Source organism: Streptococcus ilei (assembly GCF_000479335.1).
Taxonomy (GTDB): domain Bacteria; phylum Bacillota; class Bacilli; order Lactobacillales; family Streptococcaceae; genus Streptococcus; species Streptococcus ilei.
In genome coordinates, this window is record NC_022584.1 from 302,624 (window position 1) to 328,077 (window position 25,454).

Annotated in this window: 20 protein-coding genes and 1 pseudogene; 18 read left to right on the plus strand and 3 right to left on the minus strand. The window is 46.7% G+C overall.

The window, feature by feature from the left end; genetic code table 11:
- The first annotated feature begins 93 nt into the window (after positions 1–93).
- Positions 94–1,188 carry a ferrochelatase gene (hemH, locus tag N596_RS01545; protein ID WP_023026691.1) on the plus strand — a complete coding sequence of 365 codons (1,095 nt, stop codon included), beginning with the start codon at positions 94–96 and terminating at the stop codon, positions 1,186–1,188.
- A gap of 101 nt (positions 1,189–1,289) precedes the next feature.
- Positions 1,290–2,327, plus strand: a complete 1,038-nt coding sequence (locus N596_RS01550; protein WP_023026692.1) for a zinc-binding dehydrogenase — start codon at positions 1,290–1,292, stop codon at positions 2,325–2,327.
- Between the two features lie 200 nt (positions 2,328–2,527).
- On the opposite strand, the gene N596_RS01555 is transcribed toward N596_RS01550, so the two are convergent.
- Entirely contained in the window at positions 2,528–5,242 is a 2,715-nt protein-coding gene (locus N596_RS01555; RefSeq protein WP_023026693.1) for a DEAD/DEAH box helicase family protein, read from the minus strand.
- Between the two features lie 156 nt (positions 5,243–5,398).
- On the opposite strand from N596_RS01555, the gene N596_RS01560 reads away from it, so the two are divergent.
- The 7 genes from N596_RS01560 to N596_RS01590 all read left to right on the plus strand — a co-directional run bounded on the left by N596_RS01560 (position 5,399) and on the right by N596_RS01590 (position 16,708).
- Positions 5,399–6,163, plus strand: coding sequence for a nucleoside phosphorylase (locus N596_RS01560; RefSeq protein ID WP_023026694.1), 765 nt, complete (start codon positions 5,399–5,401; stop codon positions 6,161–6,163).
- A gap of 31 nt (positions 6,164–6,194) precedes the next feature.
- Positions 6,195–7,577, plus strand: coding sequence for a TrkH family potassium uptake protein (locus N596_RS01565; RefSeq protein WP_023026695.1), 1,383 nt, complete (start codon positions 6,195–6,197; stop codon positions 7,575–7,577).
- Between the two features lie 9 nt (positions 7,578–7,586).
- Complete coding sequence (locus tag N596_RS01570; RefSeq protein ID WP_023026696.1) at positions 7,587–8,261, plus strand: potassium channel family protein; 675 nt, start codon at positions 7,587–7,589, stop codon at positions 8,259–8,261.
- A gap of 286 nt (positions 8,262–8,547) precedes the next feature.
- The gene (locus tag N596_RS01575; RefSeq protein ID WP_023026697.1) at positions 8,548–9,312 is read left to right on the plus strand and encodes a CPBP family intramembrane glutamic endopeptidase; all 765 of its coding nucleotides are present in this window, start codon (positions 8,548–8,550) and stop codon (positions 9,310–9,312) included.
- A 135-nt stretch (positions 9,313–9,447) separates the two neighbouring features.
- Complete coding sequence (gene rexB / locus N596_RS01580; protein ID WP_023026698.1) at positions 9,448–12,726, plus strand: ATP-dependent nuclease subunit B; 3,279 nt, start codon at positions 9,448–9,450, stop codon at positions 12,724–12,726.
- Entirely contained in the window at positions 12,723–16,400 is a 3,678-nt protein-coding gene (addA, locus tag N596_RS01585) for a helicase-exonuclease AddAB subunit AddA (protein ID WP_023026699.1), read from the plus strand. Before rexB ends, addA begins: the two co-directional genes overlap by 4 nt.
- A gap of 2 nt (positions 16,401–16,402) precedes the next feature.
- Positions 16,403–16,708, plus strand: a complete 306-nt coding sequence (locus N596_RS01590; protein WP_023026700.1) for a DUF4298 domain-containing protein — start codon at positions 16,403–16,405, stop codon at positions 16,706–16,708.
- 41 nt (positions 16,709–16,749) lie between these two features.
- On the opposite strand, the gene N596_RS09550 is transcribed toward N596_RS01590, so the two are convergent.
- On the minus strand, positions 16,750–16,920 hold the full coding sequence (locus tag N596_RS09550; protein WP_003002781.1) for a DUF3042 family protein: 171 nt from the start codon (positions 16,918–16,920) through the stop codon (positions 16,750–16,752).
- Between the two features lie 83 nt (positions 16,921–17,003).
- Here N596_RS09550 and N596_RS01595 point away from each other — a divergent pair.
- A pseudogene (locus N596_RS01595) lies at positions 17,004–17,171 on the plus strand (isopentenyl transferase family protein); the annotation flags it as partial.
- A 23-nt stretch (positions 17,172–17,194) separates the two neighbouring features.
- Here N596_RS01595 and N596_RS09555 read toward each other — a convergent pair.
- Positions 17,195–17,365: a DUF3042 family protein gene (locus N596_RS09555; protein WP_003002781.1), complete on the minus strand. Its 171-nt coding sequence runs from the start codon at positions 17,363–17,365 to the stop codon at positions 17,195–17,197.
- Positions 17,366–17,448: 83 nt separating this feature from the next.
- Between N596_RS09555 and miaA the strand changes: the two genes are divergently transcribed.
- From miaA to recJ, 8 genes are all read left to right on the plus strand, one after another.
- A complete protein-coding gene (miaA, locus tag N596_RS01600; RefSeq protein WP_042361042.1) occupies positions 17,449–18,339 on the plus strand; it encodes a tRNA (adenosine(37)-N6)-dimethylallyltransferase MiaA in 891 nt (296 codons plus the stop codon).
- Complete coding sequence (gene hflX, locus N596_RS01605) at positions 18,326–19,576, plus strand: GTPase HflX (RefSeq protein ID WP_023022938.1); 1,251 nt, start codon at positions 18,326–18,328, stop codon at positions 19,574–19,576. The genes miaA and hflX overlap by 14 nt, the downstream gene beginning before the upstream one ends.
- Positions 19,560–20,180: a cystathionine beta-lyase gene (locus N596_RS01610; protein ID WP_042361046.1), complete on the plus strand. Its 621-nt coding sequence runs from the start codon at positions 19,560–19,562 to the stop codon at positions 20,178–20,180. The genes hflX and N596_RS01610 overlap by 17 nt, the downstream gene beginning before the upstream one ends.
- Before the next feature lie 10 nt (positions 20,181–20,190).
- Positions 20,191–21,120 (plus strand): ribonuclease Z, encoded by a 930-nt coding sequence (rnz, locus tag N596_RS01615; RefSeq protein ID WP_023026704.1) that lies wholly within the window; start codon positions 20,191–20,193, stop codon positions 21,118–21,120.
- A 1-nt stretch (position 21,121) separates the two neighbouring features.
- Positions 21,122–21,877, plus strand: coding sequence for an SDR family NAD(P)-dependent oxidoreductase (locus N596_RS01620; protein ID WP_023026705.1), 756 nt, complete (start codon positions 21,122–21,124; stop codon positions 21,875–21,877).
- 10 nt (positions 21,878–21,887) lie between these two features.
- Complete coding sequence (locus N596_RS01625) at positions 21,888–22,598, plus strand: class I SAM-dependent methyltransferase (protein WP_023026706.1); 711 nt, start codon at positions 21,888–21,890, stop codon at positions 22,596–22,598.
- Between the two features lies 1 nt (position 22,599).
- Positions 22,600–23,004 (plus strand): GNAT family N-acetyltransferase, encoded by a 405-nt coding sequence (locus N596_RS01630; protein ID WP_023026707.1) that lies wholly within the window; start codon positions 22,600–22,602, stop codon positions 23,002–23,004.
- 123 nt (positions 23,005–23,127) lie between these two features.
- Complete coding sequence (gene recJ, locus N596_RS01635; RefSeq protein WP_156023433.1) at positions 23,128–25,344, plus strand: single-stranded-DNA-specific exonuclease RecJ; 2,217 nt, start codon at positions 23,128–23,130, stop codon at positions 25,342–25,344.
- Positions 25,345–25,454: the final 110 nt, after the last annotated feature.

Consider the following 25,454-nt stretch of genomic DNA (forward strand, 5'->3'; position numbering starts at 1 on the left):
CTTAGAGGCTTCTCTAGGAGTTTTTTTACACTAAACTCTCTAAAGTATGCCTTTTCGTGCTAAAATAGAACAAACGTGGAACAAGGAGTAATTATGAGTAAAAGAGCTGTGTTGATGATGACCTTTGGTTCACCAGAAGAGATTACCTATGAAGGAGTAGCGGAATTTTTCACAAACATACGCCGTGGGGTTCGTCCTGAACCACATGAAATTCAGACTTTATATGACAATTACGTACGAATTGGCGGAACTCCACTCCAAAGGATAACTAGAGAAGAAGTGGATTTGGTTGCTTCTGCTCTTGGAGAACACGCATCCGTATACTTTGCTAATAAATTTTCCCGCCCTTTTATTACTGATGTAATCAAAGAGATGGAGAATGACGGAATTGAAGAATGTTTGTGCTTGATTTTAGAGCCCCATTATTCTTACTATTCTGTCATGGGATATGAGAAATTTTTAGAAAGTGAGCAGATTAGGTTCCAAATTATCAAGGAGTGGTACCAAGAACCTTCACTTCTCCACTATTGGGCTGATGAGATTCGAAATATTTTAGATCAAATTAGAGATGACAGATATAAGGTGATTTTTTCAGCTCATAGTGTCCCAGTTTTGGCACTTGATTTTGGCGATCCTTATATCGATCAGATTTATGACAATACTCGCTTGATTGTGGAAATTTTAGGCCTTGAAGAAGACCAGTATACCAATACATGGCAGAGTGAAAGTGATATTGGTATTCCTTGGATTAAGCCGGATGTCTTAGAATACCTTCGTGATGAGAAGGAACACCCTGACCACTATATTTTTGTCCCGATAGCTTTTATTAGTGAGCATATTGAGGTTCTTTTTGATAATGATGTGGAGTGTAAGGAGCTTTGTCATGAGCTTGGTGTGACCTATCACCGTCCTCCTATGCCAAATAGTGATTCTCGATTGATTAAAGCCCTTCTTTCAACCATTCAGTCACATATAGACGGTGACTATCGTTACTATCAACCTCAACTAGAGACTTTTGATGAGTTGGAAGCCCCTTCAACCACAGGAAAGATTTTAGAAGAGTCAGAAGATATTCAGATGCCTGATTTCGTCAAAAAATTGATTGCTAAAAAAGGTCGAGAGAATGTCAAGATGCCATATCTAGTTAAGAAAATGCTTGAAAAGAAGTATGGAAAAAAATATGATTAAGTAACTAAATATGACCGTAATTGGGAGTGTTTGATGTGAGCGATTTCTTGTTAAAAAGTGTATACTACAGTTAAGTAAGCAATAGAAAGTAGGTTGTGCCTATGAAGAAAACAGTCTATACAAAAGCTGGACAAGTTGGTCTAGTAGAAGTGGAGCGTCCGCAGATCGAAGCACCAGATGATGTCATTCTCCGTATTGTGCGTACCTGTGTCTGTGGCTCTGATCTCTGGAGCTACCGCAATCCAGATATTGAAGCAGGCCACCAAAATAGTGGTCACGAAGCCATCGGAATCGTCGAAGAAATTGGTGAGGCCATTACAACGGTCAAACCGGGTGACTTTGTGATCGCCCCTTTCACCCATGGCTGTGGGGAGTGTGATGCTTGTCGTGCGGGCTATGACGGGACTTGTGACCGCCATATTGGGACCAACTGGTCTGACGGGGTGCAAGCGGAGTACATGCGCTTCGACTATGCCAACTGGGCTCTCGTCAAAATCCCGGGGCAACCGTCTGATTATACTGAAGCCATGCTCAAATCCTTCTTGACGCTAGCAGATGTTATGCCGACGGGTTACCATGCGGCGCGTGTCGCAGATGTGAAACCGGGTGACAAAGTCGTGGTCATCGGGGATGGAGCTGTGGGGCAATGCGCTGTGATTGCTGCTAAGATGCGAGGAGCATCGCAAATTGTCCTCATGAGCCGTCACGAAGACCGCCAACAAATGGCTTTGCAATTTGGTGCAACAGCAGTCGTAGCTGAGCGGGGAGAGGAAGGGATTGCCAAGGTCCGTGAAATCCTTGGAGGAGGAGCAGATGCGGCTCTTGAATGTGTTGGTACTGCTGCAGCTGTCGACCAAGCCCTTGGGGTCCTTCACAATGGGGGACGCTTAGGTTTTGTCGGTGTGCCTCACTACAATAATCGTGCGCTTGGCTCGACCTTTGCCCAAAACATTTCCGTGGCAGGTGGAGCAGCCTCTGTCACTACCTATGACAAGCAGTTCTTGCTCAAGGCTGTCCTTGATGGCGACATCAATCCAGGACGCGTCTTCACCCATAGCTATAGCTTGGACGAAATTGATCAAGCCTATAAAGATATGGATGAGCGCAAGACAATTAAGGCTATGATTGTGATTGAATAACGAAAAGAGAGTGGGACAGAAATCGGTAATTCGTTAGAATTCGATTTCGTCGTCCCACCTCCGCACAGTTGAGTAGGGCTGTAAAAGCTGATGAAATCAGCGTAGTAGAGCCCACTCAACCACTGCGTCTTGCTCGACAATCCAAAGACAATTGAGAGGCTAGGACTTTTGTCCCAGCCTCTTTTTAGTTACATAAACGATTATTTCAAATCTGACATCACTTGCTTCTTGGTGAAGGTGCGCTCTTGTTTGTTGGCGAGTGCCTTGATGCGTGCATCTAAAAGAATAGCACGGCCTTCAGCGCTCCGGGTATAGACGAGGTCATACTTACCCAGGCTCTTTCGGATCTGCTCAAGAAAGGCTTGCGCATCCTCTTTCCGTTTGTCAAAGAGGCTTGGGACAGCGAAATATTCTGTCTGATCGGACACTTTTTCCTGTGCTTTCAGGATGTAACGTTGATTTTCAATTGGTGCGAAAAATTCGATCATGGTTTGCGAAAAGAGTTCCTTCTCCCGCATGGTTCCGCCCTTCAAATAAATCAGCGTGTTGATAGCATCCTTTCTGTCTCGTACTACTTGGATGCGGGTTTCCTGTGTTTGAATCTGTCCCGAAAGAAGCAGGACTTTGTGAATAGCTTGGCCAAAGACTTCTAAGCGTTTGTAAGGACTCTTATAGAGATAGTAGCGAAGCCAAGCAAGGAGTGAGAGAACAGCTAAGAAGAAGAGAAGAATCAGAGAAGCTGAATTCCTTCCTCCTCTATGTGAATAGTAAATAAGGTTGGCGAAAGCATCGGTCAAAGCGCCGGCCGTAAGCCACCGTGCCAGCTTTCTAGCATCGAAAAATAGAGCCAGAGGTAGGAAGTGTTTGTCCACTTGGACCTCGTTTGCAATCTCCATATTCTCTAAAATAGGGAGGGCTTTTTGCCAGCCATCTCTGAGTTCTTGACGATGGGTGGAGCGCTCTAAGGTCTCTGCATTCAGTTTTTCTAAGTGTTTTTTAGTATAGCGAATCTGATCAAAGGCCAGACGCTCGATGCCGGATTCGATGAAGGGTTCCTTGTAGTGGAGACCTAAAAATTGTTTCATCCGTCTCTCTAAAAGCTCCAGGTCAGGACTGTATTGTTTCAGCTGATCTGTGATGGCTTCGATTTCTTCCTTTTCAAGATCTGACTTTTCATACCATTTCTTTAGGGAAAGGTTGATAGAGACTAAATGCCAGATATTACTGGTCTTATTTGGCTCTTCGGGCCACACTCGGATGGCACGACCTCGCATTTGGTTACTAAGCATAAAACTCCCGACAAAGCTAGCTAGAATCAGGGAGTTGACACAAGGAGCATCCCAGCCTTCTCCTAGAAGAGACTTGGTTCCAATCACGACTTGGATGAGCCCCTCTTGGAAGAGTTGGGTTACAGCTGTCACCAAGTCATGCTGAGAGCCAACCAAGCGAACCTTGAGAAAATCACCAGGGGATAATTGGCCGACACTTTGGTAAGTCAGTCGGTTCGCTCCTAGAAGCTCTTCTAGTCTTGCCTTAGCAACTGTCGGGATGATGACGATACTACCTGTTAGGACAGCGATAGCAGGTGGACTAGCTTGCTCTATGCTTTCCCTGCGAATGGATTCAAAATACGAGAGAACTCCCAATTGAGTAAATTGGGCGTCCTTGTCCCCTAGATGAACTTCAAAGTCTTGACGAATGTAGTCTGTTAAGACCAGTTGGCGCAGTTGGCTTCCAAGAGCCTGATATTCTGCCTTGAAAATCTCTCGAACCGCATTGAGTTTTCCCAGGGATTGGTTCAGCAGGAGGTCTTGTTTTTTATTGCGGACCAGTTTGACTTGTTTTCGATCGATCAAGCTGGCTGCTTTTAATTCATGGAGGAGTTGCTTTTCGTATTCTTCTGGTAGATTGTACCAGTGAGGCACCTGAAAGAGCAGACCTTGCAGGAGAATTTCAAGCCAGTCTAGGGTGAAAGCAGGAAGTTTTTTTGCTCCAAGAAGGTCCTGGAAACGTTGGGGAAAGTCGATTCCGTTGCTCCGAAGAAAGATCAGGGTAGCAGAGAGATACTTGGGTTCATTGAGCAACTCATCATCACTAATCTGACCTGATAAGGCCTGACAGGATTGTAGGTATTGGCAAAAGAGGAGGTCTGAAGTCAGTTGTTGCAAAAGGGCATTCTTTTGTTGGCTAAAGGCATCCAACTGAGCCTGCTCTTCCTTGGTTGGAAAGGCAAAGTAGACATAGTCTTGGTGGGGACAAAGGGTCTCTTCCTTGACCAATTCGGGAACCGTAATTTCCTCATCAATCTCACCACACATGCGGATATAGCGTTCCCAAAGGGCGGGGTCCCCTTCATAAGGAGGGGTAGCGGTGAGGGAAATCATCTTTAAGTCAGGGAAGGCTTGACGAAAGGCTTCCAAGCTCTTCCACCATTCATTGCGTAGGTGGTGACATTCATCTAAACAGAGGGTTCCCAGTGAGATTTCTTTGAAAGTAGAAAAGATGTCAAAGCCTTTGAAATCAAATGTTTCAATCTCTGCCTGGTCATCGGTATCCTCGATTTGTGATTGGCCGACGACTTGATTCATGGCACTGTGGAGGGCCTGATAAGTAGCCACTGTAATCAGCTTAGGATGTTTGAGGTCCTGAGAGATCAATTGCTCCGCTTGGCTTTCATCTTTTAAGAATGCTTGGACAATCCGGTCGACCCATTGTTGACGAATCGTGACCGTAGGTGCCAGAATCAGAGTTGGCTGGCCAAAGCGCCGGATAAATTCGATACCCAAGGTTGTTTTTCCAGAGCCAGGAGCTGCTACCAAATGCAGGTGACCATCCGCCATAAAAGCCTCACTCTTATCGAGAACGCGTGTTTGATAGTGTCTCCATTGACCTGTAAAAGCTAGTTCTTGTAACATTGGTTTCCTCCCTTGTACTGTCCCCATTATATCATAGTTGAAGGTATTCATTAGAAAGGGAGTTGCAATGGAAGAAAAATAGTCCTTTTTGCTATCTCTTCTTGACACAGACTAGATGGACTTATATAATGTTACAAACAAGTTTGGAGGCAACAGATGATCCATAAACATGAAATTCCTATTTTAGAGTTTGACGACAACCCACAAGCAGTCATTATGCCGACCCATGAGGGGTTAGACCTGCACCTACCTGAAAAATGCGTTTATGCTTTTTTAGAGGATGAGATTGATCGCTTCGCGAAAGTTGTCGGAGCCAAACAAGTAGCTAGCTTTGTCTCAGCTACCAAGACCTATCCGGTTTATATCATGGAGCACCAAGGAGAGGAAATCTGCTTGGCCCAAGCGCCAGTTGGATCTGCCCCTGCTGCCCAATTCATGGATTGGTTGATTGGCTATGGGGTGAAGAAGATTATTTCAGCAGGTAGCTGTGGCGTCTTGGTGGACATGGAAGAAAATGCCTTTTTGATTCCGACCAAGGCCTTGCGAGATGAGGGAACTAGTTACCATTATGTGGCGCCTTCTCGGTATATAGAAGTGGATCGTCGAGCACTGACTGCCATTGAAACGGTTCTAAAACAAGCGTCCATTCCCTATCAAGAGGTCATGACTTGGTCGACGGACGGCTTTTATAGAGAAACGCCCGACAAGGTAGCCTATCGCATTGAAGAAGGGTGTAGTGTGGTGGAGATGGAGTGCGCCTCACTGGCAGCAGTAGCCCAGCTTCGTGATGCGGTTTGGGGCTTGCTCCTATTTACCGCAGATTCTCTTGCAGACCTGGAAAATTATGACCAGCGTGACTGGGGGTCTGAAGCATTTGAGAAAGCCTTAGAATTATGCCTAGAAATGGTTCATCACTTGTAGGTCTATTCACTTTTTATGATACAATGAAGCTATGTTAGTCAAATTATTTTTTAAACAATGGCAGTCTAAGATTAAAAGCCTGTCTCCGGCAAGGCGAATCTTTCTCAGCTTTGCCTTGGTTATCTTGATCGGCTCTTTCTTATTGAGTCTGCCTTTTGTCCAGCAAGCAAGCTCAAAAGCAGGTTATATCGACCACCTGTTTACAGCAGTCTCTATGGTCTGTGTAACGGGGCTCTTTACCCAGTCAGTGGCTTCGACCTATAATGCCTGGGGGCAGTTGATCTGTATGCTATTGATTCAGATTGGTGGCCTGGGGATCTTGACCTTTATCGGTCTCTTCTTTATGGAAAGCCGTCAAAAGCTCAGCTACAAGGACCGGCAGACCATTCGGGATAGCTTTGGCTTTAGTAATAACCAGAGCTTGGCTCGTTTTGTCCGTTCTATTTTCATTACCACCTTCACCATCGAAGGACTGGGAGCCTTGCTCCTCATGATTCGCTTCATTCCTCGCTTTGGCTGGGGCCATGGGATCTTTAACTCCATCTTTGTCGCGGTTTCGGCTTTTTGTAATGCGGGCTTTGATAATTTTGGGGGCGATAGTATGATGAGTTTCCAGACCGATTGGCTGGTGAACCTGACCTTGTCGGCCCTTATTATTACGGGGGGCTTAGGCTTTATGGTCTGGTTTGACCTGGCCACCAAGGCTCGCAATCAATCAGGACGGCGAACCTTACGCTTCCATACCAAGGTGGTTCTCTGGTTAACAGCTGCGATCCTCCTCTTTGGGACTGTCACCAGTCTCTTGACCGAGTTTGATAATCCGGCAACCATTGGGGCCCTCCCATTGGGAGAGAAAATTTTAGTCAGCTTTTTCCAAACTGTCAGCATGCGGACAGCTGGTTTTGCCTCCTTAGATTATACAGCAGTCCGGCCAGTGACACTCCTCATCTATCTCTTGCAGATGTTTCTAGGTGGGGCACCAGGCGGGACAGCAGGGGGCATGAAGATCACCACCTTCCTGGTCCTCTTGCTCCTGGCTCGGAAGGAACTGTTGGGGCTACCACATACTAACTTAGGAAAACGAACAATTTCACCGGACCTTGTTCAACGTTCCTTTGGGACGGCGGTGATTTTCCAGTTGACCTTCTTAGTGGGACTATTAGGAATCTGTTTGGTGACGCCGGATGGCCAACGCTTTATTTATTTGGTCTTTGAGGTGGTATCCGCTCTAGCGACAGTGGGAGTGACCGCCAATGTAACCTCGACCTTAAATGGAGCGGGACTAGGCATTATCATGGTCCTCATGTTTATTGGACGGATCGGTCCCTTGACCCTCATGGTCAGCTTGAACAATTACCAAGCCAAGAAAGCAGATACCTTGCAGTATGCCAAGGCAGACATCATTATCGGATAGGAGAAACTTATGGCGAATCGAACCATTGGAATTTTAGGATTAGGGATTTTTGGACAGAGTGTCCTAAAAACGCTGCAGGACCAGGATGTGGATATTATTGCCATTGACGATCACGCAGATGTGATCAACCAGTATGAATCCATGATTACAACTGGAATTGTCGGGGATATTACGGAGTTGGACCTCCTGGATGCGGCAGATATTGGGAATTGTGACACAGTCGTCATCGCGACGGGTGAAAACCTAGAGTCCAGTGTACTGGCTGTCATGCACTGTAAGGCCCTTGGCGTCGAGCACGTCATTGCCAAGATCAAGAATGAAGTGACCAAGGAAGTCCTTGAGAAAATTGGGGCTGATTTGGTCATCCTACCAGAGGTAGAAGCAGGGATGTCCCTAGCTAAGATGATTCTCTTCCAACATGGGATTGAAGTTTTCCAGTTGGATGAAGAAGTGGTGGTAGCTGAGTTTACAGTCCCAGCTAGCTGGGTAGGCAAAAGCCTTCAAGACTTGGCAGTCAGAGAGGATTACCATCTCAATATTATTGGTTATCGAAATGCGGAAGACCAACCACTTCAGATTCAGATTAGTCCCGATTTTATCTGGCCAGAAGGCGTGCGCGTGATGGCAGTGACAGACAACCAATATTTGGACAGAATCCAAGACCTCTTAGAGGAATCGAACTAAGAGAGAGTGGGACAGAAATCGGTCATTCGTTAGAATTCGATTTCGTCGTCCCACCTCCGCACAGTTGAGTAGGGCTGTAAAAGCTGATGAAATCAGCCTAGTAGAGCCCACTCAACCACTGCGTCTTGCTCGACAATCCAAAGATAATTGAGAGGCTAGGACTTTTGTCCCAGCCTCTTTATCGATACCATTTTATTACTATCTAAAAATTAAAGTTTTTTTAAGCTATTTCTTATATAGTAGAACTATCAGAAATACTTCCATAGTGGGAATAGAAGGATGAATGATGAACATTCTTAAGTTTATACGACCAGAAAAGCCTTTAAAAGAGCTCAAGTGGTATGATATCGCCATTGTAACTGCGATCATGTTTGGGCAGTTTATTGTCTGGTCTACAGAACTCTTCCTTGCCAGTCTTCAACCAGTTGCTCAAACCGTTACTGCAGCTACTGAAACGACAGCCAATACAGCTACGGATGGCGCAGCATACTCTAGCAACTTCACCTTGCAAATCATCTTATTAGCCCTTGCTTTGACCTACTTGCTTCTACGTAATTTTGATTTTAAACAGCTTCCTATCCGTTTTAAATGGTCCGTCTTCTTTTGGGTACCCTTTATTTTTGCCATCGTTGGTCTGTTTGGGGATATCGTGACAACGGTGAGTGGAGAGTATGATTACTTCAATATCAATCTCCTCGCTTATATCGATCCCATGCAGATTATCCACAAGTTCTTAGCGCTTAGTCCCATGGCAATTGCTTATGCCTTTCTCAATGGCTTCTATGAAGAGTTCTTCTTCTTAGGAGTCATGACATCTGTTAATCAGAAGTACAAGTGGTGGGCACTGGCTTATTCGACCTTGATTCGGATCTCCTTCCATACCTACCAAGGTTTGCTTTGGGCAGTGGTTATCGGAGTAATCTATGGACTCTTCTACTATGTTCTCTACAAGAAGGTGATCAAAAACCTCTTGCCATTCTTCCTCATACATGCCTTGGCCGATATGTTTGGCTCTAGCATACTCTATCTTTTAATCAACTGGGGAAGTTAATAAAATAGTTGAAAAATCGGACATTTTGTCCGGTTTTTTTATCTGCTTTGAATCTCTTGAATGATGGGAAAATCCCTGTAGAAAAGGCGCAAAGATGGTATAATAGAACTATCATTTTACAGGAATCAGTACATTATGAAATTAGTCTATACAGATATTCGAACGCCTTTAACCCAGATCTTGGTGGACGAAGCAAATCGCTTAGTTGAAGAAGGGAAGCGGGTCTTTTATATCGCGCCTAACTCACTGTCTTTTGAGAAGGAGCGCAAAGTCTTACAACTCCTAGACCAGAAGGCTTCTTTTGCCATCACCATTACGCGCTTTGCCCAGATGGCACGCTATTTCACACTCAATGAAATCTATCAGAAACAAGGACTCGATGATATCGGTCTCGGTATGCTCTTTTTTAAGGTGCTTTCTCAGATGCCAGATGAAGAGCTCAAGGTCTATGCCCGTCTCAAAAAGGATCCCCAGTTTATCCAACAATTGATCCAGCTCTTTCATGAGTTGCAGACGGCCCAGATGACTCCGTCAGACTTGGATGCCTTGCCAGATCAGGAGAAGAGAGAAGATCTGGTCCATATCTTGAAGTCTGTTCAAGACCAGTTAGTGGTAGGTTCCTTTGAGTCTGAGTCTAAGTTGGCTCGTTTTGCCTCTCACCTGATCAAAGGAGATTTGGATGAGGAGTTAAAAGATGTGGCTCTAGTGATTGACGGCTTTACCCGTTTCTCAGCCGAGGAGGACTATCTGGTTCATTTACTACATGACAAGGGAGTCGAGATCATTATTGGGGCTTACGCCAGTGAAAAAGCCTATCGCTCGACCTTTCGTGAGGGAAACCTCTACCAGGCCAGTGTGGACTTCCTGCTAGACTTGGCCAGGACTTACCAGGTCACGCCAAGCTACGTCGGTCAAGGAAAAGAAGATGCCTTTAGCCGTATGACGCGGATCTTGGAAGCGCGCTATGACTTTACGGAGGTAGAGGATAAGCTGTCTGACCAAGACCGAGAAGCGGTGGAGATTTGGACCTGCAACCATCAAAAGGAAGAACTAGAGGCTGTAGCCCGCTCCATTCGCCAACGCCTGTATGAGGGAGCGCGTTACAAAGACATTCGCGTCCTTTTGGGGGATGTGGAAGCTTATCAGCTCCAGCTCAAGACCATCTTTGACCAGTACCAGATTCCTTTCTATCTTGGAAAAAGCGAATCCATGGCCCAGAATCCCTTGGTCCAATGGGTAGAATCCTTGGATCGCCTTCGTCGTTATCGGTTTTTGGCCGAAGATGTGGTCAACCTCTTGAAGACAGGGCTTTATGGGATGTTGACACGAGAGGATATTGACCATTTCGAACAATATGTTCGCTTTGCAGAGATCAAGGGTCTGGCTGCTTTTTCTCGTGACTTTACAGCCAACCACCAGGAAAAATTTGACCTAGAGCGTCTTAATCAGATTCGCCAGCAAGTTATCGGTCCTCTGCAGGACCTTTACAAGACCAAGAGCCAGACCAGCCAGGGGCTACTGAAGAAGTTTGCCCAGTTTTGTCAAGATGCCCAGTTGATGCAAAACATGCAAACCTTAGCCAGTCGTGGCTCTGAGCAGGAGATGGAACGCTATGACCAGGTCTGGAAGTCCTTTAGCCATGTGCTAGAACAATTTGCCCAGGTCTTTGATCAACTCAAGGTGACCTTGGATGATTTCCTTAGCATCCTCTTGTCAGGGCTTTTGTTGGCAAGCTATCGGACGGTCCCAGCGACTGTAGATGTGGTGACTGTTCAGTCCTATGATTTGATTGAACCTCTATCAGCTCCTTATGTCTATGCCATTGGCTTGACCCAGGAGCACTTCCCTAAGATTGCCAAGGACCAATCCTTACTGACAGATGAGGAGCGTCAGGTCTTGAACCAAGCTTCTGGGGAACAGGCTAATCTCCAAATTGCCAGTCAGGACAACTTACGGAAGAATCGTTTCGTCGCCCTGTCTCTCTTCAATGCGGCCACCAAACAGTTAGTCTTGTCCAGTCCTATCTTAGTCAATGAAGTGGATGACAAGATGTCGCCTTACTTGCTTGAGCTGACCAAGGAACCGCTTGCTCTACCCGTCATTCAGAAGAAGGCAAGGGCCTCTAGTGAAGATATGGGGTCTTACCAGGCTCTCTTAGCTCGACTGATTGAATTGCACCAGGGAGAAATAGACCAGGAGTTGAGCAAGGAAGAAGCGACTTTCTGGGCAGTTGCTATTCGCGTCCTTCGGAAAAAATTAGCGTCAGAAGGCTTGCACATTCCGCAAATTAGCCAAAGCTTGACGACCAAGGTCTTAGAGGATGAGACGCTGGAAGTCCTTTATCCAAAAGGGCAGGCCCTGTCTTTATCTGCTTCAGCTCTCAACACCTACTACCAAAACCAATACAGCTATTATCTTCACTATGTCCTAGGCTTACAGGAGGAGTGGCACTTGCGTCCAGATGCTAGAAGCCATGGGAATTTCTTGCACCGAATTTTTGAACGTGTGCTGAAAGATCCTTCAGAAGGGGATTTTGATGAGCGCTTGAACAAGGCCATTCGCGAAACCAGCCAGGAGACAGAGTTTGCCCTCCTATATCAGGAGAATGCCATGGCTGCTTTTTCAAAAGAATTGCTCCTGGATACAGCTCGGGCGACTGGTCGTGTCCTAGCTCACAATGACAGCATCGAAACCATTGGAGAAGAAGCTCTCTTTGGCCGAGAAGATCGTCCCTTCTTAACCCTTGAGGATGGTCGTCCGCTCTTGGTCAAGGGCAAGGTCGATCGGATTGACCGTCTCTCTAATACAGGAGCCTTGGGAGTGGTAGACTACAAGTCTAGCGAGACTAAGTTTAATTTTGAGAAGTTCTTTAATGGACTCAACTCTCAGTTGCCAACCTATCTGTCTGCTATCCAAGACTTTAAGGTTTTTGATCCTGACAAGGGGATTTTTGGAGCCATGTACTTGCAGTTGACAGATCCTTTGGTGCCTCTCAAGGATACCAAGGCGGTCGATGATGCTGTCCAAGCTGTTCTAAAATCCCAACAATACAAGGGGCTTTTCTTGGCAGACCAAGCTAACCAACTAGGGGAGAGCTATGAGAAAAACAAGGCCATGTTGCTGAGTCAAGAGGAGCTAGACCTGCTCTTACTCTACAATGCCCATCTCTATCAACAGGCAGCCGAGGGCATCTTGTCGGGTGACTTTGCTATCAACCCTTATACTGAAAACGGTCGAAGCATTGCTCCGTATGTAGAACAATATAAATCGATTACGGGATTTGAAGCCAATCTCCACCTAGGACAAGCTCGCTTCTTGGAGAAATTGGACCCAAGTCACTATGATAAACGCCCAGTCGGTGACAAGCTCCGTCAGGCCTGGATAGAAAAAATGAAGGAGGAATTGAATCAATGAAACCAATTGAATTTCTAAGTCCCAGTCAGATTCAAGACCTCCAAGTCCAGGAGGCCCAGTCTGATAAGGAACCAAAGCGGACACCTGAGCAGATAGAAGCTATCTATTCGTCAGGAACCAATATCCTAGTCTCAGCTTCGGCCGGTTCTGGGAAGACTTTTGTCATGGTCCAACGGATCCTGGATCAATTGCACCGAGGGATTTCCATCCAGCAATTGTTTATCTCAACCTTTACGGTCAAGGCAGCGACCGAGCTCAAGGAACGCTTGGAAAAGGAATTGGAGAAAAGCCTCAAGGCTACCAAGGATGAGGAGCTCAAGCGCCACCTGGCCCAGCAAATTGCAGAATTACCAACTAGTGATATCGGGACCATGGATGCCTTCACGCAGCGGCTGGTCTCCAAATATGGCTATTTATTAGGCCTCTCGCCGACCTTCCGTATCCTCCAAAGTGCAAGTGAGCAGTCCTTACTCAAGAATGACTGCTTCGAGCAAGTCTTTGAGCAGTTTTATGAGGAGCAAGGGCCAGAACGCCTCTTTAGTCGCTTGGTTAAGAACTTTACAGGAAAGGGCAAGTCGCTAGCAGGTTTTAAGGATCAGGTCTACGCCCTAGTAGACTTCTTGCAATCTACTGCGGATCCTCTCGCCTGGTTGGAGGAGTCCTTCCTCAAGGGTTATCAGGATCTGGACTATGACGAAGCATTGGATCAGTTAGCCCAAGAGGTAAAAGAGCAACTCTTTGAATTGGAATCTTTCTTTACTTTCCATCTGGCTAATGAAGGACAAGCATTTTCAGGGGCCAAGTACCAAGAAAATGTCACCGCTATTCAAGACTGGATTGCTCGTCTTAATGAGAAATCCAGCCAGGAAGCAATTTTTGAGGTCTTGGAGCGGGTGGTCTTGATCTCCCGTGCCAGCGGCGGACGAAGTCTGACCATCACGACACGAAAAGAAGACCTGAAAGAGCTAGCGACTGCCTTTAATGACGAACGCAAAGAACGCATCGAAGCCTTGCGGGCAGCAGCTTCCCAGCACTACCAACTAACCTATCAGATTCGCTTCAAGGATGAACCCTTGCCTTTGCTAGTCTTGCTCAGGGATTTTGTCCAAGCTTTCTCGATTGCCTATTTGGAGCGCAAGAAGCAGGAAAATGCCTTTGAATTTGGCGATATCAGCCATTTTGCCATCCAGATTCTTGAAGAATTTCCTCATATCCGCAGTCTCTATCAGGAGCGCTACCACGAGGTCATGGTCGATGAGTATCAGGATACCAACCACACTCAAGAGCGGATGTTGGAGCTCCTGTCTAATGGCCACAACCGCTTCATGGTGGGAGATATCAAGCAGTCTATCTACCGCTTCCGTCAGGCTGATCCTCAGATTTTTAATGACAAGTTTAAGGCCTACCAAGAAGAAGGGGCAGATGGCAAATTGATCCTACTCAAGGAGAATTTCCGGAGCCATGTAGAGGTCTTAGAAGCGACCAACCATGTCTTTGAACGTCTCATGGATGAGGAAGTTGGAGAGATCCTCTATGACCAGAGTCACCGCTTAATTGCGGGCAATCCGGAGAAGAAAGAGCCGACGCCAGCTTATGAGACGGAGTTCCTGCTCTATGATGGCAGTCAGGACGCAACTGAAACAGGTGAAGAAGAGGAGCAAGAAGGGGATAACCTATCCTCAGGTGAAGTCCTTTTGGTCATCAAGGAGATCATCCGCCTCCACAATGAAGAAGGAGTAAACTTCAAAGATATCACGCTTTTGACGGCTTCACGGACCCGTAACGACAAGGTGCTTTCAGCCTTTGAAGCCTATCAGATTCCTATCGTTGCGGACGGGGGAGAGGAAAACTACCTCCAGTCTGTTGAGGTCATGGTCCTCTTGGATACCCTCCGGACCATTAACAATCCCTTACAGGACTATCCCTTGGTGGCCCTCATGAAATCAGCCATGTTTGAATTTGACGAGGACCAGTTAGCTCGCTTAGCTTTACAGGGAGTTGAAGGCAAGAAAGCAGAAAATCTCTATGAGAAATTGCAACATGCCTTATACCAGACTGGAAGTGCTCCTCAGTTGATCGATTCAAGCTTAAGAGAGAAACTCACTCGCTTTATGGAGACACTGGATGCCTGGCGTGACTATGCCCAGACGCATTCTCTCTATGACCTGCTTTGGAAGATTTACCAGGATCGCCACTACTATGATTATGTGGGTGCCTTGCCGAATGGAGCCCAACGGCAGGCCAATCTCTATGCCTTGACCCTTCGGGCCAATGATTTCGAAAGCTCTAGCTTCAAGGGGTTGCCTCGCTTTATCTCCATGATTGATAAGATCTTGGAAAACCAGCACGACTTGGCCAATGTTGCCCAGGCAGTTCCTAAGGATGCTGTCCAACTCATGACCATCCATAAGAGCAAGGGACTTGAGTTCCCCTACGTCTTTATCCTCAACACCGATAAAAAGTTTGTCGGAAAAGAACTGTCTACCAATGCCGTTATCAGTCGGAAAAATGGGGTGGGCATCAAGTATATTGCGAATCTTCCTGTCGAATCTGATCAAGAGGGATTTCCTGAGGCGGTTCGATTGGTCATTGAGACCCTACCTTACCAGCGAAATGTCGAGGAAATTCGTCTGGCAGCCTTGTCGGAGCAGATGCGCCTTCTCTATGTCGCTATGACTCGGGCAGAGCGTAAGCTCTATCTTGTTGGTAAGGGCCGCCAGGATAAGCTGGAAGAGAGAAAATGGGGAGCCAGTGTCAATGGACGCTTGAGCCCAGCTCTTCGCAAGGAGATCAATTGTTTCCAAGACTGGCTCTATGCCATTCAGGCAGTCTTTGCCCAGCAACACTTAGCCTATCAGACCCGCTTTGTGACCGACCAAGACTTGACGCCGGAGCAAATCGGTCACTTGGAGTTGAAGACGTCCCTCCCAGTCGATGACCTGAAGGACAACCGCCAATCAGAAGAGATTCGCCGTGCCCTGGATGTCTTAGAATCTGTGGACCGGCTCAACACCCAGTACCAAGCAGCTATCCAACTGCCTAGTGTGAGGACCCCAAGTCAAATCAAAAAATTCTATGAACCCATCCAAGATTTCGAAGGAGTGGATCTCATGGAAAAAGCGGACGTTCCCTTACCAAGCTTTGAGTTTCCAAACTTTGGCAAGGAAGAAGTTGTGACAGGGGCAGCAGTCGGTAGTGCCCTGCATGAACTGATGCAACGTATTCCATTGACGATGATGCCAACGATAGAGAGCCTAGTAATGATTCTCCAAGAGGTCAATACCAGCCCAGCTGTCAAGAAGCGAATCGACCTCAAGAAGGTCTTAGCCTTCTTCCAGACTGACTTGGGCCAACTCTTGCTCAAGGAGTCAGGCAAAGTCCATCGTGAAGCCCCATTTGCCATGCTCAAGACGGATCCAGCTAGTGGTCAGGACTTTGTAGTCCGGGGGATCTTGGACGGCTACCTGCTTCTAGAAGATCGGATTCTTCTCTTTGACTACAAGACAGACCGTTACCGCAACCCTCAGGACTTGCTAGATCGTTACCAGGCCCAACTGGAACTCTACGCAGAAGCCCTCCGTCGCTCGTATGGTATAGACTGCATCGAATCGTATTTAATCTTACTAGGAGGCGAGCAATTGCAAGTCGTTTCTCTAGCAGATAGAAAGGATTGATCATGACTCCTATCGAACGAATCCAAGAGATGGAAGGCCATCTCAACGCCTACCAAGGTTTAATCGAAGAGCTTGAAGCCTGTTTGCAACGAGTGGAAGCTGGCCAGTCTAGCTATATCGCTCTTCGCGATTACTACACTAGCCAGGTCTATATGGACGATGTCGAACTGTCTAATCAGCCAGACTTTCCTGAAGAGGTCTACTGTGGCGTCTTATCGGAAGATGCCGTCTACGATTTGTTGGACGAGCATTACCAAAAGGCAGTGGAGATGCTAGACCTTGCGACCAAGATGTTAAAAGAACGATAAGAACACAAAAAAACTCCGGTTTCCCGGAGTTTTTTTATTGATTAGTGTGATACACGACGGCGTGCTGCTTTTTTACGATTTTCTTCGATGAAAGCTGCTTTTTGTTCTTCTGGCTCGATGACTTTCTTCTTGAAAGTGTAAACTGCTCCTGCAACTGCAGCGACAGTACCAGCAACACCAGTAACAAAACCTTTACCAAATCCTTTAGCCATGAGAATTTCTCCTTTTTAGAACTTTAAATTTTTATGTTATAATATATGGTAACGAAAAAATGCGATTTTTGCAAGGAAAAACGATGAAAAACAAGATAATTGTGATAGTGGGACCGACCGCTGTTGGAAAAACAGCCCTCGCTATCGAGGTGGCCCAGCGCTTTCAGGGCGAGGTCATCAGTGGGGACAGTCAGCAAGTCTACCGCACACTAGATATTGGAACTGCCAAGGCTAGTCCAGAAGAGCAGGCGATGGCTTTCGAGTTTTTTTATGATTAGTGTGATACACGACGGCGTGCTGCTTTTTTACGATTTTCTTCGATGAAAGCTGCTTTTTGTTCTTCTGGCTCGATGACTTTCTTCTTGAAAGTGTAAACTGCTCCTGCAACTGCAGCGACAGTACCAGCAACACCAGTAACAAAACCTTTACCAAATCCTTTAGCCATGAGAATTTCTCCTTTTTAGAACTTTAAATTTTTATGTTATAATATATGGTAACGAAAAAATGCGATTTTTGCAAGGAAAAACGATGAAAAACAAGATAATTGTGATAGTGGGACCGACCGCTGTTGGAAAAACAGCCCTCGCTATCGAGGTGGCCCAGCGCTTTCAGGGCGAGGTCATCAGTGGGGACAGTCAGCAAGTCTACCGCACACTAGATATTGGAACTGCCAAGGCTAGTCCAGAAGAGCAGGCGATGGCTCCCCACCATCTGATCGATGTCCGTGAGGTGACAGAGACCTACTCGGCTTATGATTTTGTCAAAGAAGCTAGCCAAGCCATCGAAGAGATTCAAGAACGGGGCCATCTTCCCATTGTTGCTGGAGGGACAGGTCTCTATGTCCAAAGTCTGCTCGAAGGTTATCATCTAGGAGGGAATGTTGCCCATGAGGATATCCTAGCCTATCGGGAGTCATTGTCTCCTCTTACGGACGAAGAACTGTTTGAACAAGTAGCGAAAGAGGGGATTGAAATCCCGCAGATCAATCGTAGACGGGCCATGCGGGCTTTGGAAATCGCCCATTTCGGTCAGGACTTGGAAAATCAAGCTCCAGCCTATGAGCCTTATATTATCTGTCTAGACGATGATCGCCCAGCCTTGTATGACCGCATTAACCGACGGGTGGACCTCATGGTTGAGCAGGGCTTATTAGAAGAAGCTAAATGGCTCTATGATAACCATCCTGAGGTTCAGGCGGCTAAGGGGATTGGCTACAAGGAGCTCTTTCCTTATTTTAAGGGAGAGCAAAGTTTAGAAGAGGCTCTAGAGCAGCTCAAGCAAAACACGCGCCGCTTTGCCAAGCGCCAGTTGACCTGGTTTCGCAATCGGATGACGGTCCATTTTTACCAGATAGGAGAAGAAGGCTTCAAGGAGCGGGTTCTTCAAGATATAGAAAGATTTTTAGATGATAGAAACTGAGAAAAAACAGGAGCGGGTCCTCATTGTCGGGGTCGAACTCCAAGACATGGAAAACTTTGACATGTCCATGGAGGAGTTGGCCAGTCTAGCCAAGACAGCCGGAGCTGAAGTAGTCGGTGTCTACACTCAGAAGAGAGAGAAGTACGACAGTAAGACCTTCGTTGGCTCTGGAAAGCTAGAAGAAATTGCTCAAATGGTTGATGCTGATGAGGTTTCGACAGTTGTCGTTAACAACCGTTTGACCCCACGACAAAATGTGAATTTAGAAGAAATTTTGGGTGTAAAGGTCATCGATCGGATGCAACTCATCTTGGATATCTTTGCCATGCGGGCACGGAGCCACGAAGGCAAGCTCCAGGTTCATCTAGCCCAACTCAAGTATCTTTTGCCTCGTTTGGTGGGTCAAGGGATTATGCTCAGCCGTCAGGCTGGAGGGATTGGTTCACGTGGTCCAGGGGAAAGTCAGCTGGAGTTAAACCGCCGGAGTGTCCGCAATCAAATCACCGATATTGAGCGTCAACTCAAGGTAGTCGAGAAGAACCGAGAAGTGGTTCGAGAAAAACGCCTAGAATCTTCTGTTTTTAAGATTGGCTTGATTGGCTACACCAATGCAGGGAAGTCAACCATTATGAATGCTTTGACCAGTAAGACCCAGTACGAAGCAGATGAACTCTTTGCGACCTTGGATGCCACAACCAAGAGTATTCATCTAACAGGCAATTTACAAGTAACCCTGACAGATACGGTTGGCTTTATTCAGGACTTGCCGACAGAGCTGGTGACCAGCTTTAAGTCAACCCTAGAAGAAAGTAAAAATGTGGATCTCTTGGTCCATGTTATTGATGCCTCTGATCCCAACCATGAGGAGCATGAAAAGACAGTCCTTCAGATTATGAAAGATTTGGAGATGCTGGATATTCCACGCTTGACCCTCTACAACAAGGCAGACAAGGTCGAGGACTTTACCCCGACACAGACACCTTACCGCCTGGTTTCGGCCAAGGATCCCGATAGTCGAACTAAACTTCAGGACATTCTACTTGAAAAGATGCAAGAGCTCTTCCAGCCTTTTACGATTCAAGTACCTTTTGAGCAAGCCTATCGGATCCATGAGTTGGAGACTATGGCCATTTTGACCGAGCGTTCCTATGAGGAGACTGGCGAGGTCTTAACAGGCTACATCGCCCCTAAAAATGCATGGAGACTAGAGGAGTTTTATCATCATGGATTATCTTAACCTCGCCCTCAGCTATGGAGGCTATACCAGTCTAGACAAGGTCTATTTAGATCGGATCTTGGCGGGATTGACAGAGGAGCAGAAGCTCCAGTTTATTACACCACCACCGAGTGTGATCAATGCCTACTTCGCTGAGCTCTACCAAAAAAAGAGCCCAGAAGCTGCAACTGACTACTATGAACAAGTCACTGAGGCCTTTGATCTCTATCAGACACATCCCAGCTTTGAGGAGGAGAAACCCTTTGTCCGTCTCAATCTTTCAGGTAAGGCCTATGGTTTTTGCTACCGAGAGAAGGGACTGGCTCAAGTATTTGCCCAGCAAGCAGAAGCCGTCAGCATGGACCTCTTGTTTGAGATCGCGCAAATCTTTCCTCACTACCTCGTCTATGAAGAGGAAGGCTTGATTTTTATGCGCCTTGTTAGGGAACAAGAGGTAGTCGAGACCAAGGAATTGTCAGCTTTGTCGAATCTCGAAGAGCTGGCAGATGGTAGCATCCGTCTATCTGGCTACAACCAGGACGAATTGGTTCAATTAGCCACTGCCTACCCTGGAAAAATCGCTGTTCGATCTAAGAATCGGACCGCTATGATCTATATTAGTTAGAAAGTATACAATGGAAATTCAATTTTTAGGAACGGGTGCGGGACAACCGTCCAAATCTCGTAATGTCTCTAGTCTAGCTCTCAAACTCCTGGATGAAATCAATGAAGTTTGGCTCTTTGACTGTGGGGAAGGGACGCAGAACCGAATCTTAGAAACCAGCATCCGTCCTCGAAAGGTTAGCAAGATTTTTATTACCCATCTTCACGGGGATCATATTTTTGGCTTGCCAGGTTTCCTCTCTAGCCGAGCTTTTCAGGCCAATGAAGAGCAGACCGATCTAGAGATTTATGGCCCAGTTGGGATCAAGTCTTTTGTCTTGACTAGTCTTCGGGTTTCTGGCTCTCGTCTCCCATACCAGATCCATTTTCATGAGTTTGATGAAGGTTCACTTGGGAAAATCATGGAGACAGACAAATTCACAGTCTATGCCGAGACCTTGGACCATACCATCTTCTGTGTGGGCTACCGCATCATGCAGAAAGACCTGGAAGGAACGCTCGACGCAGATAAGCTCAAAGCGGCAGGGGTTCCATTTGGACCGCTCTTTGGCCAGGTTAAAAATGGACAGGACGTTACATTAGAGGATGGCACCCAGATCATTGCTGCGGACTACATTTCAGCTCCTCGACCTGGTAAGGTCATCACGATCCTAGGCGACACACGTAAGACCAATGCCAGTGTCAGACTCGCGGTCAATGCCGATGTCCTCGTTCACGAGTCCACCTATGGCAAGGGCGATGAGAAGATTGCTCGGAAGCACGGACACTCGACTAACATGCAGGCGGCAGAAGTGGCGCGTGAAGCAGGGGCCAAACGCCTTCTTCTCAACCATATCAGCGCCCGCTTCCTTTCCAAGGACGTCAGCCAATTGCGCAAGGATGCCGCAACTATTTTTGACAAGGTCCATGTGGTCAAGGACCTAGAAGAAGTGGAGATCTAAGATGCGAACCATCATCATCACAGGAGCGAGTGGAGGCCTAGCTCAGGAAATGATCAAACTCCTCCCTGAAGACCGGTTGATTCTTTTAGGGAGAAATCAAGAAAAACTGGAAGAGCTCTATGCCGGCCATCCTCAGGCTGAATGCATTGGACTTGATATCACGGATTCTTCAGCTGTCCAAAAGCTTGTCGAAGAACTGATTCAGCGCTATGGAAAGATCGATGTCTTGGTCAACAATGCTGGCTATGGAATCTTTGAAGAGTTTGACCAGATCACCAATGAGCAAATTCATGCCATGTTTGAAGTCAATACCTTTGCATTGATGAACCTTTCACGCTTGATTGGTGCGCACATGAAGGAAGCAGGAAAGGGGCACATTGTCAACATCGTCAGCATGGCGGGCTTAGTTGCAACTGCTAAATCTAGCCTCTATTCGGCGACCAAGTTTGCGGCCATTGGCTTCTCTAATGCTCTGCGTTTAGAGCTCATGCCCTTTAGTGTCTATGTAACGACGGTCAATCCAGGTCCAATCCGGACTAGTTTCTTTGACCAGGCAGATCCAGACGGAAGCTATGTCAAAGCTGTGGACCGTTATATTTTGGAGCCAGGCTTTGTGGCTAAGAAGATTGTGAAGAATTTTGGAAAACCAAAACGCGAGCTCAATCTTCCTTGGCTCTTGAACCTGACCTATAAGCTCTATACCCTTTTCCCACGCATCTCGGACAAGCTAGCTAGCAAGATGTTCAATTACAAATAGGAGGAGATAGATGGCAGCTAATATTCAAGCCTATTTAGAAAACCTCAAGCAACCCTGGGGACAGATCTATTATGATATCCTTTTTGAGCAATTAAAAGACATCAAAGGAAAGCGGGTGCTTGACTTCGGCAGTGGCTTCGGCCTTGTAGCCAACCACTTGGCGCAAGACAATGAAGTCCTTGCTGTGGAACCCAATGAGGAAATGGTAGCCTTGCGGGTCCAGGATTATCCCTATCAACAACTCGTCGGAAGTCTGGACCAGTTGGCAATCCTTGAAGATGCCAGCTTTGATGTCATCCTTTGCCACAATGTCTTGGAGTATGTAGAGGATCGCAAGCTGGTTCTTGAAGAATTTACCCGTCTCTTGAAACCAGGAGGCCTGCTCTCTATCGTCAAGCACAATGAGGTTGGCCGCGTCCTGCAGACGGTGGTCTTTGAAAATGATACTCAGAAGGCCCTCGATTTGCTAGCAGGCCAAGATCTGGAAACCCACTCCATGGGCTTGGCCCAGGCCTATGATCTAGATAGAACAGTCGAAGACCTAGCTCTTGAAGTCCAGGACTACCAAGGAATTCGAGTTTTCTATGCCTTGCAGGACAACCGCTACAAAGGCCAAGAAGGCTGGGGAGAGTCTATGCTTCAGATGGAGCTAGCAGTCTGCCAAGAGTCCCCTTACAAGGATATCACTTTCTTCCAGCACTTTCGGTTAAAAAGGAGTTAAGATGTTAGAGTATAAACAAGAGATTCCAGCGATGACAGACCTAGTCGCACTCTACAGCTCAGTCGGCTGGACCAATTATACCAACAATCCACCCATGCTAGAAGAAGCTGTCAAAGCCAGTCTCTGGCAGTTAGCAGTCTATGATGAGAAAGAGCTCGTCGCCTACATTCGCTTGGTAGGTGATGGGCACTCTGTCCTGTTGGTGCAAGACCTCTTGGTGCGACCAGATCACCAGCGCCAAGGCATCGGAAAGAAACTCTTAGAAGAGGCTTTAGCAAGGTTCCCCCATGTCTATCAACGGCTTCTTGTCACTGAACGGAGCGAGAAAAATCTAGCCTTTTACCAATCCCTGGGCTTTGTCGAACTTTCTGAGCAAGCCTGTACAGGGATGATTTATAGTAATTGACGGAGAGGATTTCCAGATAGGGAATCCTTTCTTCATTTCTTCTGTAAAATCATTTTTTCGCATTTGAAAAAATAATTCATGTTATAATAAGAAGACTAGATGACAGGGAGAAAAGAAAAACAGATGATCACGTCAAAATATGAATGGCAGTTTGCTGCGCCCTTTTCAGATGATACTTTTTTGGCGCAAGCAAAGAAGAGAGGATTAGAAGCATCTGCAGCCAAGTTACTGGGAGAACGAGGGATCCAGACGGAAGAGGCGCTGGATCGTTTTCTTGAACCGCGGCTAGAAGATCTGCATGATCCCTACCTGCTTCACGATATGGACAAGGCAGTGGATCGCATTCGCCAAGCCATTGAAGACTATGAACAAATCCTAGTTTATGGGGACTATGATGCGGACGGGATGACAGCCGCTTCTATTATGAAGGAAACCCTGGAGCAGATGGGGGCGGAAGTAGCCGTCTATCTCCCCAACCGCTTTACGGATGGCTACGGTCCCAATGCCAGTGTCTACAAGTACTTTATCGAACAGCAGGGGATTTCCCTCATCATCACGGTGGACAATGGAGTAGCTGGACACGAAGCCATTGACTTGGCCCAAAGCATGGGGGTAGATGTCATTGTGACCGACCACCATGCCATGCCCGAAGTCTTGCCCGATGCCTATGCTGTCATTCACCCCGAGCATCCAGATGCTGATTATCCTTTCAAGCACCTAGCGGGCTGTGGGGTTGCTTTTAAATTGGCCTGTGCCCTCCTAGAAGAGGTGCCCCTAGATTTCCTTGATCTGGTAGCGATTGGGACTATTGCGGATATGGTCAGTCTGATAGACGAAAACCGTATCCTGGTCAAGTACGGCCTAGCTGTCCTTCGGCAAACCCAACGGATCGGCCTCCAGGAAATGCTCAAGCTGGCCTCCATCGCCCCTCAAGATGTAAATGAAGAAACAGTTGGTTTTCAGATTGCTCCTCGTCTCAATGCCCTGGGTCGCTTGGCTGACCCAAATCCAGCGGTCGAACTCTTGACAGGTTTTGACGACGAAGAAGCGCTAGAAATTGCGATGATGATTCAAGCCAAGAATGAAGAGCGCAAGGAGATCGTCCAAGCCATCTATGATGAAGCCAAAGCCATGGTCGACCCAAGTCTTCCTGTTCAAATCTTGGCAAAAGAAGGCTGGAATCCTGGTGTCTTAGGAATCGTGGCCGGGCGTCTACTAGAAGAGCTCCATCAGCCCATCATCGTCCTCACCATAGACCAAGGCAAGGCCAAGGGAAGCGCGCGAAGTCCCGAAAGTGTCCATATTTTTGAAGCCCTAGATCCCCATCGGGATCTCTTTATCGCCTTTGGAGGTCATGCGGGTGCAGCTGGTATGACTTTGGAAGTGGACAAACTCCCTCATCTGACTGATATTTTTTCCGATTATATTCGTGAAAAAGGGATTGACCTGACGGCCAAATCTACCCTCTTTGTGGATGAGGAATTGGACCTAGAAGAGCTGACCTTGGATACCTTGAAGAGTTTTGATCGTCTAGCACCTTTTGGGATGGACCATAAGAAGCCGGTCTTTTACATTCGTGATTTCCAAGTGGAGTCTAGTCGGACCATGGGGGCTGGTAATAGCCATCTGAAGTTGAAGATTCAAAAAGGCAATGCCCGCTTTGATGTGGTGGCTTTTGGTCAGGGCCATTTGGAATTGGAGTACTCCCAAGCGAAAAACTTGGAGCTGGTGGTATCCTTGTCCATCAATCAGTGGAATGGACAGACAACCCTGCAACTGATGGTGGTGGATGCCCGTGTAGAAGGAGTACAGCTCTACAATATCCGAGGAAAGAATGCTCCTCTCCCACAAGCTATCCCACTCTTTAGTCAGTTAGAAGGAGCGGTTGATTCCCCAGCCATTGTCATTGATCGCATACCGGATGACCTGGCTGACTTGAAAGCCCTCTTCCAAGAACAGAACTTCCAAGCGGTTTATTTTAAAAATCACTTAGACAAGGCCTATTATTTGACCGGCTACGGTAGCCGTGATCAGTATGCTAAACTCTACAAAACGCTTTATCAATTCCCAGAGTTTGATGTCCGCCATAAGCTCAGCCAACTATCTGACTACCTCAAGATTCCACAGGTTTTGTTGATCAAGATGATCCAGATTTTCCAAGAATTGGGCTTTGTCCAGATTAAAAATGGCATCATGACGGTTAACAAGGATGCGGAGAAGAAGGAAATTGCCTCTAGTTCCATCTATCAGGACTTGGTGCAGACGGTCAAAGACCAGGAACTCATGGCCCTAGGGTCTGTGCAAGAAATCTATGATTATTTGCTTTCTGATGAAAAGTAACGATTGCTCATGAATCATACTAAAGTCTGCTTTTTTAAGACTTTCTAGTGCATCCCGTGAATATTCATGGTATAATGAAATGTAAACATAAAATTTTGAAAGAAGTTAAA

Coding starts and splice junctions, on each gene's coding strand:
- N596_RS01625 (WP_023026706.1), top strand. CDS start 21,888: ATGGCAGCTAATATTCAAGCCTATTTAGAAAACCTCAAGCAACCCTGG.
- miaA (WP_042361042.1), top strand. CDS start 17,449: ATGAAAAACAAGATAATTGTGATAGTGGGACCGACCGCTGTTGGAAAA.
- addA (WP_023026699.1), top strand. CDS start 12,723: ATGAAACCAATTGAATTTCTAAGTCCCAGTCAGATTCAAGACCTCCAA.
- N596_RS01590 (WP_023026700.1), top strand. CDS start 16,403: ATGACTCCTATCGAACGAATCCAAGAGATGGAAGGCCATCTCAACGCC.
- N596_RS01570 (WP_023026696.1), top strand. CDS start 7,587: ATGGCGAATCGAACCATTGGAATTTTAGGATTAGGGATTTTTGGACAG.
- N596_RS01575 (WP_023026697.1), top strand. CDS start 8,548: ATGAACATTCTTAAGTTTATACGACCAGAAAAGCCTTTAAAAGAGCTC.
- N596_RS01550 (WP_023026692.1), top strand. CDS start 1,290: ATGAAGAAAACAGTCTATACAAAAGCTGGACAAGTTGGTCTAGTAGAA.
- N596_RS01555 (WP_023026693.1), bottom strand. CDS start 5,242: ATGTTACAAGAACTAGCTTTTACAGGTCAATGGAGACACTATCAAACA.
- hflX (WP_023022938.1), top strand. CDS start 18,326: ATGATAGAAACTGAGAAAAAACAGGAGCGGGTCCTCATTGTCGGGGTC.
- recJ (WP_156023433.1), top strand. CDS start 23,128: ATGATCACGTCAAAATATGAATGGCAGTTTGCTGCGCCCTTTTCAGAT.
- rnz (WP_023026704.1), top strand. CDS start 20,191: ATGGAAATTCAATTTTTAGGAACGGGTGCGGGACAACCGTCCAAATCT.
- hemH (WP_023026691.1), top strand. CDS start 94: ATGAGTAAAAGAGCTGTGTTGATGATGACCTTTGGTTCACCAGAAGAG.
- N596_RS09555 (WP_003002781.1), bottom strand. CDS start 17,365: ATGGCTAAAGGATTTGGTAAAGGTTTTGTTACTGGTGTTGCTGGTACT.
- N596_RS01630 (WP_023026707.1), top strand. CDS start 22,600: ATGTTAGAGTATAAACAAGAGATTCCAGCGATGACAGACCTAGTCGCA.
- N596_RS01560 (WP_023026694.1), top strand. CDS start 5,399: ATGATCCATAAACATGAAATTCCTATTTTAGAGTTTGACGACAACCCA.
- N596_RS01565 (WP_023026695.1), top strand. CDS start 6,195: ATGTTAGTCAAATTATTTTTTAAACAATGGCAGTCTAAGATTAAAAGC.
- N596_RS09550 (WP_003002781.1), bottom strand. CDS start 16,920: ATGGCTAAAGGATTTGGTAAAGGTTTTGTTACTGGTGTTGCTGGTACT.
- rexB (WP_023026698.1), top strand. CDS start 9,448: ATGAAATTAGTCTATACAGATATTCGAACGCCTTTAACCCAGATCTTG.
- N596_RS01620 (WP_023026705.1), top strand. CDS start 21,122: ATGCGAACCATCATCATCACAGGAGCGAGTGGAGGCCTAGCTCAGGAA.